Source organism: Nocardia sp. NPDC005366, from assembly GCF_040606855.1.
GTDB lineage: Bacteria > Actinomycetota > Actinomycetes > Mycobacteriales > Mycobacteriaceae > Nocardia.
Map to the genome: position 1 here is coordinate 1 of NZ_JBEXFQ010000002.1, position 14,415 is coordinate 14,415.

14 protein-coding genes are annotated in these 14,415 nt (G+C 67.2%); 7 read left to right on the plus strand and 7 right to left on the minus strand.

Features of this window, described 5'->3' with window-relative positions:
- From ABZS43_RS02250 to rimP, 4 genes are all read right to left on the minus strand, one after another.
- The coding region (locus ABZS43_RS02250) for a translation initiation factor IF-2 N-terminal domain-containing protein (protein WP_355034355.1) at positions 1 to 387 on the minus strand (387 nt) is incomplete at its 3' end.
- Between the two features lie 109 nt (positions 388 to 496).
- The gene (locus ABZS43_RS02255) at positions 497 to 808 is read right to left on the minus strand and encodes a YlxR family protein (RefSeq protein ID WP_355034356.1); all 312 of its coding nucleotides are present in this window, start codon (positions 806 to 808) and stop codon (positions 497 to 499) included.
- A gap of 200 nt (positions 809 to 1,008) precedes the next feature.
- The gene (gene nusA, locus ABZS43_RS02260; RefSeq protein WP_355033988.1) at positions 1,009 to 2,037 is read right to left on the minus strand and encodes a transcription termination factor NusA; all 1,029 of its coding nucleotides are present in this window, start codon (positions 2,035 to 2,037) and stop codon (positions 1,009 to 1,011) included.
- On the minus strand, positions 2,034 to 2,681 hold the full coding sequence (gene rimP, locus ABZS43_RS02265; protein WP_355033989.1) for a ribosome maturation factor RimP: 648 nt from the start codon (positions 2,679 to 2,681) through the stop codon (positions 2,034 to 2,036). The genes nusA and rimP overlap by 4 nt, the downstream gene beginning before the upstream one ends.
- Positions 2,682 to 2,926: 245 nt before the next feature.
- On the opposite strand from rimP, the gene ABZS43_RS02270 reads away from it, so the two are divergent.
- The 3 genes from ABZS43_RS02270 to ABZS43_RS02280 all read left to right on the plus strand — a co-directional run bounded on the left by ABZS43_RS02270 (position 2,927) and on the right by ABZS43_RS02280 (position 4,578).
- On the plus strand, positions 2,927 to 3,727 hold the full coding sequence (locus tag ABZS43_RS02270; protein WP_355033990.1) for a hypothetical protein: 801 nt from the start codon (positions 2,927 to 2,929) through the stop codon (positions 3,725 to 3,727).
- A complete protein-coding gene (locus tag ABZS43_RS02275) occupies positions 3,724 to 4,158 on the plus strand; it encodes a ferritin-like domain-containing protein (RefSeq protein ID WP_355033991.1) in 435 nt (144 codons plus the stop codon). Before ABZS43_RS02270 ends, ABZS43_RS02275 begins: the two co-directional genes overlap by 4 nt.
- Positions 4,159 to 4,377: 219 nt before the next feature.
- Complete coding sequence (locus ABZS43_RS02280; RefSeq protein WP_355033992.1) at positions 4,378 to 4,578, plus strand: hypothetical protein; 201 nt, start codon at positions 4,378 to 4,380, stop codon at positions 4,576 to 4,578.
- 86 nt (positions 4,579 to 4,664) lie between these two features.
- Here the strand turns inward: ABZS43_RS02280 and ABZS43_RS02285 are convergent, their stop codons facing one another.
- Together ABZS43_RS02285 and ABZS43_RS02290 are read right to left on the minus strand one after the other, a co-directional pair.
- Complete coding sequence (locus ABZS43_RS02285) at positions 4,665 to 6,416, minus strand: acyl-CoA dehydrogenase family protein (protein ID WP_355033993.1); 1,752 nt, start codon at positions 6,414 to 6,416, stop codon at positions 4,665 to 4,667.
- A 219-nt stretch (positions 6,417 to 6,635) separates the two neighbouring features.
- A complete protein-coding gene (locus tag ABZS43_RS02290; RefSeq protein WP_355033994.1) occupies positions 6,636 to 8,384 on the minus strand; it encodes a proline--tRNA ligase in 1,749 nt (582 codons plus the stop codon).
- Positions 8,385 to 8,509: 125 nt separating this feature from the next.
- Here ABZS43_RS02290 and yaaA point away from each other — a divergent pair, with 125 nt between their 5' ends.
- From yaaA to ABZS43_RS02310, 4 genes are all read left to right on the plus strand, one after another.
- On the plus strand, positions 8,510 to 9,253 hold the full coding sequence (gene yaaA / locus ABZS43_RS02295; protein ID WP_355034357.1) for a peroxide stress protein YaaA: 744 nt from the start codon (positions 8,510 to 8,512) through the stop codon (positions 9,251 to 9,253).
- Between the two features lie 1,095 nt (positions 9,254 to 10,348).
- A complete protein-coding gene (locus tag ABZS43_RS02300) occupies positions 10,349 to 10,714 on the plus strand; it encodes a hypothetical protein (RefSeq protein WP_355033995.1) in 366 nt (121 codons plus the stop codon).
- Between the two features lie 501 nt (positions 10,715 to 11,215).
- Positions 11,216 to 11,791 (plus strand): TetR/AcrR family transcriptional regulator, encoded by a 576-nt coding sequence (locus ABZS43_RS02305; RefSeq protein WP_355033996.1) that lies wholly within the window; start codon positions 11,216 to 11,218, stop codon positions 11,789 to 11,791.
- Positions 11,792 to 11,793: 2 nt separating this feature from the next.
- Positions 11,794 to 13,005: an NADH:flavin oxidoreductase gene (locus ABZS43_RS02310; protein WP_355033997.1), complete on the plus strand. Its 1,212-nt coding sequence runs from the start codon at positions 11,794 to 11,796 to the stop codon at positions 13,003 to 13,005.
- A 94-nt stretch (positions 13,006 to 13,099) separates the two neighbouring features.
- On the opposite strand, the gene ABZS43_RS02315 is transcribed toward ABZS43_RS02310, so the two are convergent.
- Positions 13,100 to 14,371 carry a lipase family protein gene (locus ABZS43_RS02315; RefSeq protein ID WP_355033998.1) on the minus strand — a complete coding sequence of 424 codons (1,272 nt, stop codon included), beginning with the start codon at positions 14,369 to 14,371 and terminating at the stop codon, positions 13,100 to 13,102.
- Positions 14,372 to 14,415 lie beyond the last annotated feature (44 nt).

The window sequence follows — 14,415 nt, forward strand, 5'->3', positions numbered from 1 at the left end:
GCCGGGCCCTGCCCGGGTGCCCCCTCCCCCGGGGGGGGGGGGGGGGGCCCCCCCGGGGGGGGCCGGGGGAGCTACCGAGGCGGCTGCCGCCGGAGCGGCGGGCTGCGACGGAGCCGGGGTACGTGGGCCGGGGCGGGGGCCGCCACCGGCGGGCTTCGCGCCCGGACGGGCCGACGAAGCGGGTCCGGGGCGTGCCCCGGACTTGGATTCCGACGCCGCGGCGGATTTCGCCGACAGCGACTCGCGGAGCCGACGGGCGACGGGCGCTTCCACTGTCGAAGACGCCGACTTCACGAACTCGCCCTGCTCCTTGAGCTTCGCGAGTAGTTCCTTACTTGTGACACCGAGTTCTTTTGCCAACTCGTGCACGCGGGCCTTGCCTGCCACTGCTCTCCTCACTGAGAGGTCGAGCAGCTCCGCCGTTTCAGGGGACGGCGGCCCGCACGACCTCGGGTTATCTCCGACGGACGTTCATCGTTGGTACTTCACGGTGTGCTCATGAGTGCTCGTGCCTGTTCTCGAGGTAATGCTCCAGGGCTGAGATATCCAGATGTCCGGACACTCGTAGTGCTCTGCCGAATGCTCGGCGTCGCTCTGCCGCGCTCAGACAAGACGAAAGGGGGTGCAACCAGGCACCCCTTCCGGGAAGTCTGCGCCGCGGATCGGGAACGATCGCGACGATGCGGAACCCGTCACCGGAATTCCGATCCTGTGCCACGATCCGCAACAGATCGACGGCCAACTCGCGCTTCCGGCATCCGATACATGTGCGCACCGGAGCCGATCGACGCTGGCGCGCCGGGTCGATCTCGGTGGTGCGTTCCGGTAGGGATACCGAAGGCTCGCGCTGAACCTGAGACCACTGTACCGCTGTACCGCTCGGAACACCGAACTCCGCCCCCGCGGAAGTCACCGACATGTCATTCCGGTCGTTCGATCGCAGACTCGCCCGGTCCGGCTCGGGACTCGCCGGACCGACCGTCGCGCGCCGTGGCGCGCCCCCCTCGGTCAACTTCGGTGCGCCTCCGTGCGCACGTTGCCGCCCATGTCAGGGGCGGCATCGCTGCGGATGTCGATCCGCCAGCCGGTCAGCCTGGCCGCCAAACGGGCGTTCTGGCCTTCCTTGCCGATCGCCAGCGACAGCTGGAAGTCAGGGACGACCACCCGCGCCGCACGGGCTTCCGGGTCCACGATGGTGACGGACACCACCTTCGACGGGGACAGCGCGTTACCGACGAAGGTGGCCGGATCCTCGGCGAAATCGATGATGTCGATCTTCTCGCCCGCGAGTTCGCTCATCACGTTGCGCACACGCTGGCCCATGGGTCCGATGCACGCGCCCTTGGCGTTGACGCCCGACACCGTGGAGCGGACCGCGATCTTGGAGCGATGGCCTGCTTCGCGCGCCACCGCGACGATCTCCACCGAACCGTCCGCGATCTCCGGCACTTCCAGGGCGAACAACCGGCGAACCAGATTCGGGTGCGTCCGCGACAGCGTGATCTGCGGGCCGCGCTGGCCGCGCGTGACGCCGACCACGTAGCACTTGATCCGGTCGCCGTGCTCGTAGGTCTCCCCCGGCACCTGCTCGGCGGGCGGGATCAGCCCCTCCGTGCCGTGCAACTCGCTGCCGATGCGCACCACCACGGTGCCGCGCGCGTTGGCGCGAGCGTCGCGCTGGACGACACCGCCGACGATATCGCCCTCGTGGGTCGAGAACTCGCCGAAGGATTTCTCGTTCTCCGCGTCGCGCAGCCGCTGCAGCACGACCTGGCGCGCGGTGGTCGCCGCGATGCGGCCGAATCCCTCGGGGGTGTCGTCCCATTCGGAGACGACATTGCCGTCGGCATCCAGCTCGCGCGCCATCACCCTGACCACGCCGGTCTTCTGGTTGATATCGATGTAGGCGTTGGGCTGGTGGCCCTCGGTGTGGCGGTACGCGGTGAGCAATGCCGACTCGATCGCGGAGATCACAGTCTCGATCGAGATCCCCTTGTCGGCGACAATCGCGCGCAGGGCTTCGATTTCGATGTTCATTCCACGATCCCTTCGGTCGGCGAATCGGACGCTGTTGCAGGTACTGCATCGGTAATTCCTCGGATGTCCTCGACATCCTGTCCCGGCGTCGGTCTGCCGGGCGCTACGCCGCCCGCGAGTTCGAGCTCCCGCACACCCGGCGGGTTGAACTCGACCTGGACGACCGCCTCCGCGATATCGGCCAGTGGAACCGGGACCCGGTGCGGTTTATGTCTACCGCCAAGCACCAGTGCCACCGAATCGCCGTCCAGCGCGCCGACTCTTGCCTCGAATCGGGCGTGTCCTCCGGGATCCGGAGGTTCCGCACCGGGGCGCAAGGTTATCCGTACTTTGCGGCCGCGTGCGCGCCGCCAATGCCGTTCGGCCGTCAGCGGACGATCGATCCCCGGCGAGGTGACCTCGAGCAGATAGGGCGTATCGCCGAAATCGCCCGCCGCGTCCAGCACCTCCGACAGCTCGCGGCTGAGGGTGGCGATGGCGTCCAGATCGGAGGCCGCGTCGCTGTCGACGATCACCTTCACCCGAGTCTGCGCATCCGCATGCTTACCGGCCGTCGAGATATCGACGCCCTCGAGGTCGAATCCTCGGCGCTCGACGAGACCAGCTACTAGCTGGCTCACCCTTTCCTCGGTCGGCATCGGCATGTGGGGCGGCTCCTGGTTCAGTTGTGACGCGAGCTGGTTTCTTCGAACGCTGTTCTTCCAACGGCGTGCAAGCGGACGCCGACGGCAAATTTCCTGTACCGAAGGTCTAGCGTAACGCGCCACGAGAGTGTAAAGGACCAACGGCCTGTGGCAAGTTTGCCGGGTACGCTCCCTCGGACGTGACCACGAAACTCCGCCCTCGCGCCCCGGTCGGAGCGGCATCGCGAATCTGGCACGATGGTGCCGTGCCCATCCGCCACCCCGTCACGACGCGCACCGAGCGCGCCTCCGGCCACCCCGCCGATCGGCTCGGCGCGGACACCCGCCCGGCGCACGAATACCGGGCGACCCAACGAGCGTTCGCGCCACGCGCGGTCGCGGACGACGCCCGCGCGGACGACCTTCGGCGCGCGCTGTCCCGGACCGGAGAAGGCCGGGGTCGCCCGGAGGGCGCGTGGGAGATGCGCACCGCCGCGGTGGATTACGAATCCACTGGTGCGACGATGGGCCGTGGCCCGGTATTCGATCGGCGCGCGGCATTGCGGCTGGCCGGTGGCGCGACGGTGGGAGCCTTGGCCCTCGTGGCGGTGACCGCGTGTTCCGATGAACCGATCTATCTTCCCGATCCGCTTGCCGCGCAGGAGGTTCTGGCACGGGCCGACGCCGCCGCAGCGAGCGCGGCGATCGCGCTCGCCCCCGAACGACAGGCCGCGCTGAACGCCGTCGCCGCGCAGCGCACCGAACACGCGGAGGCGCTGCGCGCCGAGATCAACCGGGTGATCGGGGTCTACGGCGACGGAACCACCCCCGTGCATCGCACCGCCGAGCCGTATCCGGCTTCCACCGGTCCGGGTCCCTCGCCCGCCGCGCCCGGCACTGCCGCGCCGCCCATCGCTCCACCCACCGTCGCGCAGTTACGCGACCAACTGACGCGGTCGCGGCAATCCAGCGCCGAACTGGCTCGGACCCAGTCCGGTTACCGCGCGGGTCTACTGGCCTCCATCAGCGCGGCCTGCGCGGCCCAGACGGGAGTCTTGCTCGCATGACCGATGCCGAACGCCGCGCCATGCTCGACGCGCTCGCGGCCGAGCACGCGGCGGTGTACGCCTACGGGGTGATCGCGGCATACGCCTCCCCCGAACGCACCCGCCTCGTCGCCGAGGACACCGCCGCCCATCGCGCCCGCCGCGACGCCACGGTGGAAGCGCTGAAAGCCGCGGGAGTCACCGCCCCCGCACCGGAGGCCGCGTACACCACCCCGTTCCCGGTGGACGACCCGATACCCGCCGCACGACTCGCGGTCACCGTGGAAAACGATGCCGCCGTCGCCTGGCGCGCGGTCGTCGAACACGCCGACAGCGAATCCGCCCGCGGTATCGGCGTCGACGCACTCACCGAGTGCGCGCTGCGGTTGGCGACCTGGCAGGCGATCCTCGGCGCGAATCCCCCGACGATCGCTTTCCCCGGTCGCGCCTGATTCGCCCGGACAGCGCCGGTCCGCACCCACGGGGCAGCGCGGGCGGCCCATCCCGCCCGTTCGCCCCCCGGGACTACTCTTCGCCACGCCAGGCCTCGGACGCCCCCGGGTGCGGAAATCCGGCGCTCCGGAACCGGCGCCCATCCCCCGCGACCGCCGCACCGAATAGTTCTTCGTCATCGTGCTGCCGCCCAAAGGGATTGCCGGAGGACAGGATTCATGAGCCGTTCCGCACGCCGCTTCTGCATATTCCTCGTCGTCACCGTGGCCGCTGTCACCGCGTTTCTGACGGCAGGGCCGAGCCCGGCCAGGGGAGGTGAGGTCGAGCGGGATACCAGCGACGCCGAGGCGAATCCGAACGGATCACCCCGCGCCGAGCCTGATTGCGCCGATCTGGTGGTCGACCTGTACCTGGTCTGACGCGTGCGTGCGACCCGCGCGGCTCGGGGACGGCCCGGTCGTGCGTGAACGGCTGGTTCTCGACCTGCCGTTCACGGGCGACAAGACTAGGGACGCATCTCGTAGGCGCCGTCGTTGGCGACGACCCGCTCCCAGACCCGGTCGAAACGCCCCTGGTCCGCCACGGGAGTACGCAGGGCCCCGATGGCCCACTCGTGCTGTGCCGCGACGGCCGACGGCTTCCCATACAGCGTGGTGGCGTAGCCGTTGAAGTCGCGGACCTGGAAATCGAAGATCTGGTCGAGCACATCACGGTCCAGACCGGTGATCGCGGCCTGCTCCAGGATCAGCTGACCGTAGACCACCAGGGAGAACAGGTGGCCGATGGTCAGCATGAAGTCGAGATCCTCGCGCTGACTCTCGCCGGGCGCCGCCGTGCGCAGCAGGGTGCACAGCGCCTGCGCCTGCTCGTAGAACCTGGCCACATTCGGCACGTCGGCGTGCTTCTCGTACACCGGACTCCAGTCGGCGAACTGGACTTTGCCCGCGCCGCGTGCCGGACCCTGGCGCCAGAAGAATTCCTCGTCACCCGCGTCCTGCCTGGTCCCGATCTCCCGGTAGTCCCTCGGGTTGAACAGGTAGTTCGGCATGAACTTCAGGATCTGGCCGACGTTCACGTGCACGGTGCCCTCCAGCCTGGGCAGCGTATTGATCAGCCGGGCGGCCTCGGCGAAATAGGTGTTCTTCTCGAAACCCTTGGCGGCGAGCACATCCAGCAGCAGGGTCATCACGATCTCGCCCTCGGAGGTCACCTTCGATTTGGTCATCGGGTTGAACAGCAGGTAGCGGCGATCCTCGAGGCTCGCGCTGCGGAAGTAGTCCACGGCCCGGTCGCTGAACAGTTTCATCGCGACGATGCGACTGTAGGCGTCGACGAAATTACCGCGCACATGCGGGAATTCGGTGACCGGATTGCCGTACAGGATGCGGTTGTTGGCATGGGTGACGGCCTCGTAGAACGAATGCTCGACCATGCCGATACCGCCGTGGCACAGGTTGAACTTGCCGACGTTGACCGTGTTCAGTGCTGCGGAGAAGGCTTCGGGACCGGTGTGCAGGATGTCCTCGGCGCGCACCGGGTAGCCGCTGAGCCGGAAATTGCTGACGAACATCTGGCCGTGGACGACATTACCGATGAGTTCGTAATCCTCGTGCCTACTGTCGGCGGCGAACCAGATGTAACCATCGGCGCCGTCGATATCGGCGCGGCGCGAGAACACCGAAACCATGCTCGCCACATTGCCGTTGCCGATGTAGTACTTCTCCCCGCTGGCGCGGAACAGGATTCCCGCTTCGGCATCCGAACTCCCCGGTTCGGTCGGGGTCAGCACCATGTCGGTGTTGTAGATATCGGCCCCGTGCGATTGTTCCGACAGGCCGAATGCCATCACCTGTCCGTCGAGCAGATCCGCCGCGGCCCGCTTCTTGGCCGTTTCGTTGTCGCTCTGCCAGATCGGACCGAGACCGAGGATGGTGACCTGCTCGGCGTACCAGTAGGCCAATCCGTAGAACCCGAAGATCTCCGACAGCGCCGCGTTGCGCGCGGCGTCCCAGCGCCGGTTCGGGTCGCCGTCGCCGTAGGCCGCGGGTGTCAGGAAGGTCGCGAACAACTTCTCCTTCTTGACGAAATCCAAGAAGTCCGACACCCACAGCGCATCCTGGTCATCGGCCAGCAACCTCGCCTTGCCCTTCGACTCGAACCATTCGATGGTGGCCTTCAGCAGCCGCCGGGTCTCGACGTCGAACTGCTGCGGGTCGTAGGTGGACGGGTTGAACAGCAGGGTGTCGGTGCTCGTCATGCCGGTCAACTTACCAGCGAGTAATAGGGCGTCACCCGAGGTCCATCGAATGCGCGACCAGCGATTTCAGCTTATGGAACGGTAGGTAGAGGCCAATTCCCCCATGCTCTCATCGGCATCGAGCGGCCCCGCGTCTCCACACTCCGGGGACGCGGCCGATGGACGAACGCGGCCCCCGGTTCGGTGAACCGGGGGCCGCGACGATCAGCAGTGCCGAGGTCAGGCGCGAATTCTCGCGACCACCGCGTCGACGGCGGATTCGACCGGAATCTCCTCGGCCTCGCCGGTGAAACGGTCGCGCAATTCGACCTTGCCCTCGGCCCACCCCCGACCGATGACGAGAACCCATGGCATACCGAGGAGTTCGGCATCCTTGAACTTCACGCCGGGCGAGGCAGTGCGGTCGTCGAAGAGCACGTCCAGCCCACGGGCGTCGAGGCCGGCGACGACCTGCTCCGCGCCCGCGCGCGCCGCGTCGTCCTTATTGGCGATGACGACGTGCACGTCGTACGGGGCGACCTCGGAGGGCCAGCGCAGCCCCTTCTCGTCGTGCTGCTGTTCGGCGATGACCGCGACCATGCGGGAAACGCCGACACCGTAGGAACCCATGGTCAGCCGGACCGGCTTGCCGTTCTCGCCGAGCACGTCGACCTCGAAGGCATCGGTGTATTTGTTGCCGAGCTGGAAGATATGCGCGATCTCGATACCGCGGGCCGACACCAGGGTGCCGCGCCCGTCCGGCGAGGGGTCGCCGTCACGCACTTCGGCGGCCTCGATGGTGCCGTCGGGCGTGAAATCACGTCCGGCGACCAAGCCGACGATATGTTTGCCCGCGACGTCCGCACCGGTGATCCAGCTCGTTCCCGTCACGACGCGGGGATCGACAAGATAGCGAACCCCGTTGTCCTGCAATGCTTTAGGGCCGATATAACCCTTGATGAGGAACGGGTTCGCCGCGAAATCGGCGTCGGTGAGCATTTCCACCTCGGCCGGTTCGACGGAAGCGCCGAGACGTTTGTCATCGATCTCGCGATCGCCGGGTATGCCGATGCCGAGGATTTCGGATTTGCCGTCCGGGTGACGCAATTTCACCATGACGTTCTTCAAGGTGTCGGCCGCGGTCACCGGGCGATCGAGCACGCCCGCGGCATCGGCCCAGTCCACCAGGGCCGCGATGGTCGGGGTGTCCGGGGTGTCGTGGACAACCGGGGCGGGCAGGCCGTCGACCGGCAGCGACGCGGGCGCGGGGGTGACCACGGCCTCCACGTTCGCCGCGTATCCGGACTCCTCGGAACGCACGTAGGTGTCCTCGCCGACCGGACTCTCGGCCAGGAACTCCTCGGACGCGCTGCCGCCCATAGCGCCGGAGGTCGCGGCGACGATCACATACTTCACGCCGAGTCGTTCGAAGATGCGCTGGTAGGCATCGCGGTGCGCCTGATAGCTGTTCTTCAGGCCCTCTTCGTTCAAGTCGAAGGAGTACGAATCCTTCATGATGAATTCGCGACCGCGCAGAATGCCCGCGCGGGGACGTTCCTCGTCCCGGTACTTGGTCTGGATCTGATAGAGCACGACCGGCAGATCCTTGTAAGAGTTGTATTCGCCCTTCACCGTGAGCGCGAACATTTCCTCGTGCGTGGGTCCGAGCAGGTAGTCGGCCTTCTTGCGATCCTGCAATCGGAACAGCCCGTCGCCGTATTCGGTCCAGCGGTTGGTGGTCTCGTACGGCTCGCGGGGAAGCAGCGTCGGTAGCGAGATCTCCTGGGCGCCGATGGCGTCCATTTCTTCCCTGACGACATTCTCCACCTGCCGGAGCACCCGCAGACCCAGCGGCAGCCACGAGTACACACCCGGGGCGACGCGGCGCACGTAACCGGCGCGGACGAGCAGTTTGTGGCTCGGCACCTCTGCGTCGGCGGGATCGTCGCGCAGGGTCTTCAGGAACAGTCTCGAGAGGCGGGTGATCACGGGTGCAAAGCGTAGTCGCCGGTCACGTGGACCTCGCAACGCAATACCCGTTTCGCCGCGCGCCGCGATCGCGCGAGCCCACCACCTCCTCGCCCCGGACGCGCGCGGCGGTACCGTATCGGCTCGTGCTGGTGTTGCTGCCTCCCTCCGAAACCAAATCCGACGGCGGCGCCGGCGCGCCGCTCGAACTGTCGGAGCTCGCGATGCCGCAGCTCACCGCCGTGCGCGACACGCTCGTCACCGAACTGATCCGGCTGGCCGCCGACCCGCGGGGCTCCCGTGACGTCCTCGGTCTCGGCAAGGGGGCCGAGGACGAGATCGCCCGCAATGCCGCACTGCGCACCTCCGCCACCCGTCCCGCGCTGCAGCGCTACACCGGTGTGCTCTACGACGCGCTCGACGCGAAGAGTTTCACCAAGGTGCAGCGCGAGAAGGCCTACGCCCGGCTCGGCATCGGCTCGGCGCTGTTCGGCGCGGTCCGCGCGGGTGACCCCATCCCCGCCTACCGGCTCTCCGGCGGCTCCAAACTCCCCGGCCTGCCCACCCTTTCGGCGATGTGGCGCGATCAACTCGGCCCGGCACTGGCAGCCGAGGCGGCGGGCGAACTCGTCATCGATCTCCGCTCCGGCACCTACCAGCAACTCGGCCGCGTCCCCGGCGCGATCACCGCCAATGTGCTCACCGAACATCCCGACGGCAGCCGCACCGTGGTCAGTCATTTCAACAAGCACCACAAAGGTCTGTTGGCCCGCGCCCTCGTCGTCACCCGCGCCGACCCGACCGATATCCGCGCCGTCGCCCGGGTCGCGACCAAGGCGGGGCTTCGGATCGAAATCGCCTCCCCCACCGAATTGCTCGTCCTCACCTGACGGACGGGGCGCTGCGGCCTCCGACTGTCGGCTCCCGTGGCGTGCGTGCCGCTCGGCTGTCCCTGAGACGAGCGGGACATACGCCTCGTCACAGGCGGCGACCACCAGTACGGCCAGATCAGCATCGCAGAGCACGCCGCCGTTGCGGTCGTCGGGTTCGGGAGCGTGTCGGGCGGTGAGCCGCACCAATCGACCCACCTCGGCGATCAGTTCCGCCGATCCGCCGAGTGCCGCGAGTGCCGACTCGGACAGTTCGGCGCTGCGCTCCTCGTTATCGGCACGGTCGACGGCGTAGACGGCGTCGTGGAAGAAGGCGGCGTAGCGGACCGCGTCGATATCGTCGGCGTCCTCGGCGAGGTCTCCTCGGCGAGGTCTCCTCGGCGAGGTCATCGATGACCGTCAACATCGCCGCGAGATGGTCCACGTTGTGATACCGACGATGCGATTGCGCGTATCGGGCCACCAGTTCCGCACCGACGGACTCCGCCCGCGCGTCGGCGAGCGCCACCCATCGCCGCATCAGATCCGGTTCCACATCCGTCCGCATCCGACAAGTCTCATCACCGACGCCCGCTCCGACAATGGGTGTGCGGGTGTGTGATTCGGCACCCCGGGTCCCGAGCGTGCGACTACTCGTACCGCGTGACCGAGCGGATACAGCGCTCGTGATGCGTCACAATCCTCACGATATGCGCGCACGGTCGACTCGTCGGACCGTATCGCACCTTCGTCGGCATTACCTCTGGATGCGCCGGACAGACTGAGACAGTCGGTCGAATCGCCGATGTCGGACGACGATCCGAAGGATTGGGCGGATGCAAGAATTTCGCGGCGGCCCCTGGGAACCCATAACAACTGCTGTAATGTTTCGATTCATGACAGGTTTCGAAACCAGTCGAGCAATACCGCTCGCCGAGTTACGGAAGCTGTCGAAAGTCGGGGCGGTACGACGGTTGTGGCGACACGAATCCGTCGACCGCATTCGCCCGGCTTCTCATGGGTCATATGAATGACCCTCCCCTTATTCGCCGCTCTGCCGGACCGACGTCGGCAGCACTACCCGGCGAATAATTCAGTAAATCAGTGGAGATTGTCATGAGAAAACGAAGTGCAATGGTCCTGGCCGTACTGGCCGCCGCTACCGCGATGACCGGCATCATGTCCCCGACCGCCGTGGCCGAACCCGGCCCCGATATCGCCGCGGACTGCGGGACTCTCGCGTCGATCGCCGACAACGCCGTCAGCACCTTGACGCCGTTACAGGGCCTCCCGTTGGAAGAGTCGCAGGCGGCCAAGGAGAACTACATCGGACAACTGCGGGGGCGACTGGGCGAGCTGACCACCGATCGGGGTCGCGCCGATGTCCAGAATTTCATCAATGCCCTCCAGACCGCCACCACGCCCGCCGACGCGTATTTGATCATCAATGCACTGGGTAAGCTGCGCTCGGACTGCGCATAGTATTTCCGTATGACCGGGGCGGTGTCGTCGATACGTCGATGACACCGCCCCGATGCGCGCACTCCACTCGGCCCCGGCGACCGACAACCGAATATCGCACCATTCATCACCCTTCCGCGTGATAATTCTATCTATCGATGCCCGAGTATCGGCGAACCATCATTCGAATAGCGAATCCCCTTTATCGGCGGTGGTCGGCGATTCGCCGCGCCATACCGCGAATCCGAACCTCGTGCCATTCCCGCGACACCCCGGACACATCGCGGCACAGGTATCCGATAGCGGTGGGCCGCTGTCTCATTGATCGCCTCGTCTGCTCGGCGGTCACCACGGCGCGTCGCGCTACCGCGCGAGCGCCTGCCGACGCAGCTACGGGCCCCCCGCCCGATTCCGATGCCGTCGTGTCCACATCGTCACGGGAGCACGGGATGCCGAGCGTCCCGTCAGGCACCGATTCAATCATTGATTGAACTGACGATTGAAACGTGTTCTACTTGGAGCATGGTCGACAGAGTATCCACCGGCACTCGCGAGCGACTGCTCGCGGCGGCCCAGCGCCTGCTGCTGACCGAGCCCTACGACGAGGTATCGGTGCGGTCGATCTGCGCCGAGGCCGGGGTGAATCCGGCGGCGGTGCACTACCACTTCGGCTCGAAGGAAGCGCTGGTCGGGGCACTGATCGAGGATCAGCTCGGCCCGCTGTGGGCGAGCGGAATGGCCGATGCCACCGCCGCGAGACCCGATTCGGTGCCCGCCCTCGTCGATGCCGTCCTCGCTCCGTTCCTGGATCTGGCCGCAGATCCGGTGGGCAGGCTGCATCTGCGCCTGCTGGCCCGGTTCGTGGCGGGACGTCACCTCACCTCGTGGCAGGGGCGATGGTTCCGCATGGACTCGTGGGCCGCGTTGCTGCCCCGAGTGAGCACCGGCGAGAGCCGACGCCGCTGGATGCTCGCATTCGACCTCATCATCATGCGTTTCGGCAGCCCCGAAATCGAGGAACACGGCATCTCGGAGCGAGCGGTGGCGACGCTGCGGAACTTCGTCATAGCCGGCCTCACCGCACCGACACAGGAGTGACCATGAACGAGGTGTTCGCACCGGCGAAGCTGGGGCCGATCACATTGCGCAACAGGGTGATCAAGGCGGCCACGTTCGAGGGCAGGACCCCCGACGCGCTGGTGACCGACGAGTTGATCGCCTTCCACCGGGAAGTGGCCGCGGGCGGCGTGGGGATGACGACGGTCGCCTACTGCGCGGTCGCGCCGGGTGGGCGAACCGACCGGCATCAGATCTGGATGCGTCCGGAAGCCGTCGCGGGGCTGCGGAAGCTGACCGACGCCGTCCATGCCGAGGGCGCGGCGGCGAGCGCGCAACTCGGCCACGCCGGGCCCGTCGCCAATGCCGCTTCCAATCGCGTGCCCGCGCTCGCGCCGAGCCCCCTGTTCAGCCCGCTCGGCATGCGTCCGATGAAAGTTCCTGACGAGTCCGAGATCCGGGAATTGGTCACCGCGCACGCCGACGCCGCGAAGCTGGCCGAACAGTCCGGATTCGACGCGGTGGAAATCCATTTCGGTCACAACTATCTGACCAGCGCTTTCTTGAGCCCGCTGCTCAACCGCCGCAAGGACGGCTACGGCGGTTCGCTCGCGAACCGGGCTCGGCTGGCTCGCGAAATCGCCCGTGCTGTCAACGATGCCGTGGGCGGGCGGCTGGCTGTCACCGCCAAAGTCAATATGGAGGACGGCAGGCGGGGCGGTATCACCGTGCCCGAGGCGCTACAGGTGGCGTCATGGCTGGAGGCCGACGGCACCCTCGACGCGATCGAATTGACCGCGGGCAGTTCACTGCTCAATCCGATGCTGCTCTTCCACGGCGACGCGCCGCGCCGCTCGTTCGCGAAAACCCTTCCCGGCCCGGCACGGTGGGGCTTCCGGCTGATCGGGCGCGCGTTCTTGAAGGAATACCCCTATCACGAGGCGTATCTGCTCGAGCGAGCGCGTCAGTTCCGCCGCGAACTGTCCATGCCGCTGATCCTGTTGGGCGGCATCACGAATATGGACACCATGCGATTGGCGATGGCCGAGGGGTTCGACTTCGTCGCGATGGGCCGCGCGCTGTTGCGGGAGCCGGATCTGTTGCACCGCATACGATCCGACGCGTCGACGCAGTCGGCGTGCGTGCACTGCAACGAATGCATGCCGACCATCTACACCCGCACGCGCTGTGTCTACCGGCCCGAACTCCCGTACGAACCGGTTGCGCTGCCGATGCCGGCCGCGCGGACGACCTAGCCCGCGGCATCGGCCATCACGTCGAACTGCCGCACCTGGTCGGGCGATGGCCGCGCCGCCCGACCACCTGCGGCACGTCGCGACGCGAGGTCACTCAGTCGAGAGTGCAGCCGCTGACGGGTCGGTCGGCGAGACGGTCGAGGAGATAGGTGATGGCGTTGTCGGGACCGAAGCCATCGATCATCTCGGGACCGTAGTGATTGGGAATGGTGGCGCCGGGCAGGATCGGCGGCAGTTCGTTGGTGCGGAAGGTGACCGTCGCCCCCTTGGCGCACCAATCCTCGGCGAGGCGGCGGGCCTGCGTGTAGGGCACCGTGTCGTCGTTGCGGCCACTGGTGATCAGAACCGGCGCGGCCGGGGTCAGGCTGCCGACACGCAGTTCCGCCAGCGCCGGTGTGGCTTCGGGAATTCCGGCGAGATGTTCGCTCAGCGACCGCCCGTCGATCGTCATCGAACTCGTTTTCAGGAAGGGATGTTCGATGATGACGTCACCGATGCACTCGTCGCTCAACTCGTCCAGCATCGCCCGTCCCGCGGGACTGGTCACCCGGTCTACGGCCTTGTGGAGTTCCGGGTAGCGCGCGAGCATGCCGTTGATCGCGAATCCGATGGCCCCGCCGATCAACGCGCCATCGATACGTTGCAGGATCACTGCGAGATCGGCGACAGGCCCACCCGCCCATACGCCTTTCAGATTCAGTTCCGGTGCGTAGGCGGGCTGCAACTCCGCCGCGGCGGCCGTCGCACCGCCGCCCTGGGAGTAGCCCCAGAGAACCACCGGCGTCTCGGGCCCGACACCGGCCAGGCTGTTGGCCGCACGGACTCCGTCGAGTACTGCGTGCGCCCCTTCGATCCGGTTGGCGTAGGTGTGGATCCCAGGGGTTCCGAGGCCGATGTAGTCGGTCACCAGTACCCGCGCGCCCAACGCGCTCCACACCGCCGAAGACGGCAGCTCCTGATTCGCCGAGACCGAGGGCGACGGATCGGCGGATACCGTGAGGCCGGTCGAGAACGCCACCGACATCGCGCAGCGGTCGGCCTGGCCCGAGGTGCCGGGGGCGATGACCACCGTCGGGCGGGGGCCACGCCCCTGCCACGGTCCGTTCGGTTCGATATAGGTGCCGGTCACCGCTACCGGCGAGCCATCCTGCAGCCGAGTGCTGTACATGACGTGTCGCGCCTGCACCGGCCAGCCCGATTCGGTGGGCAGAGTCGCCAGAATCGTCATCGGCGCGGTCTTGATGATCGCGCCGGACTCGGAGGGGATCTCCGCGGGCGGGGTGTAGAAACCGCTGAGCGGCGCCGCTGCCGCCTGCTGCGTATCGAATCCCGCCCCGGCCAGCACGACGGCGATGGCGACAGCCATCGCCGCAGGCAGTCGGCTCGACCGCCGTCGCGATCTCGGCAGTG

Coding starts and splice junctions, on each gene's coding strand:
- nusA (WP_355033988.1), bottom strand. CDS start 2,037: ATGAACATCGAAATCGAAGCCCTGCGCGCGATTGTCGCCGACAAGGGG.
- rimP (WP_355033989.1), bottom strand. CDS start 2,681: ATGCCGATGCCGACCGAGGAAAGGGTGAGCCAGCTAGTAGCTGGTCTC.
- ABZS43_RS02275 (WP_355033991.1), top strand. CDS start 3,724: ATGACCGATGCCGAACGCCGCGCCATGCTCGACGCGCTCGCGGCCGAG.
- ABZS43_RS02280 (WP_355033992.1), top strand. CDS start 4,378: ATGAGCCGTTCCGCACGCCGCTTCTGCATATTCCTCGTCGTCACCGTG.
- ABZS43_RS02285 (WP_355033993.1), bottom strand. CDS start 6,416: ATGACGAGCACCGACACCCTGCTGTTCAACCCGTCCACCTACGACCCG.
- ABZS43_RS02300 (WP_355033995.1), top strand. CDS start 10,349: ATGAGAAAACGAAGTGCAATGGTCCTGGCCGTACTGGCCGCCGCTACC.
- ABZS43_RS02305 (WP_355033996.1), top strand. CDS start 11,216: ATGGTCGACAGAGTATCCACCGGCACTCGCGAGCGACTGCTCGCGGCG.
- ABZS43_RS02310 (WP_355033997.1), top strand. CDS start 11,794: ATGAACGAGGTGTTCGCACCGGCGAAGCTGGGGCCGATCACATTGCGC.
- ABZS43_RS02315 (WP_355033998.1), bottom strand. CDS start 14,371: ATGGCTGTCGCCATCGCCGTCGTGCTGGCCGGGGCGGGATTCGATACG.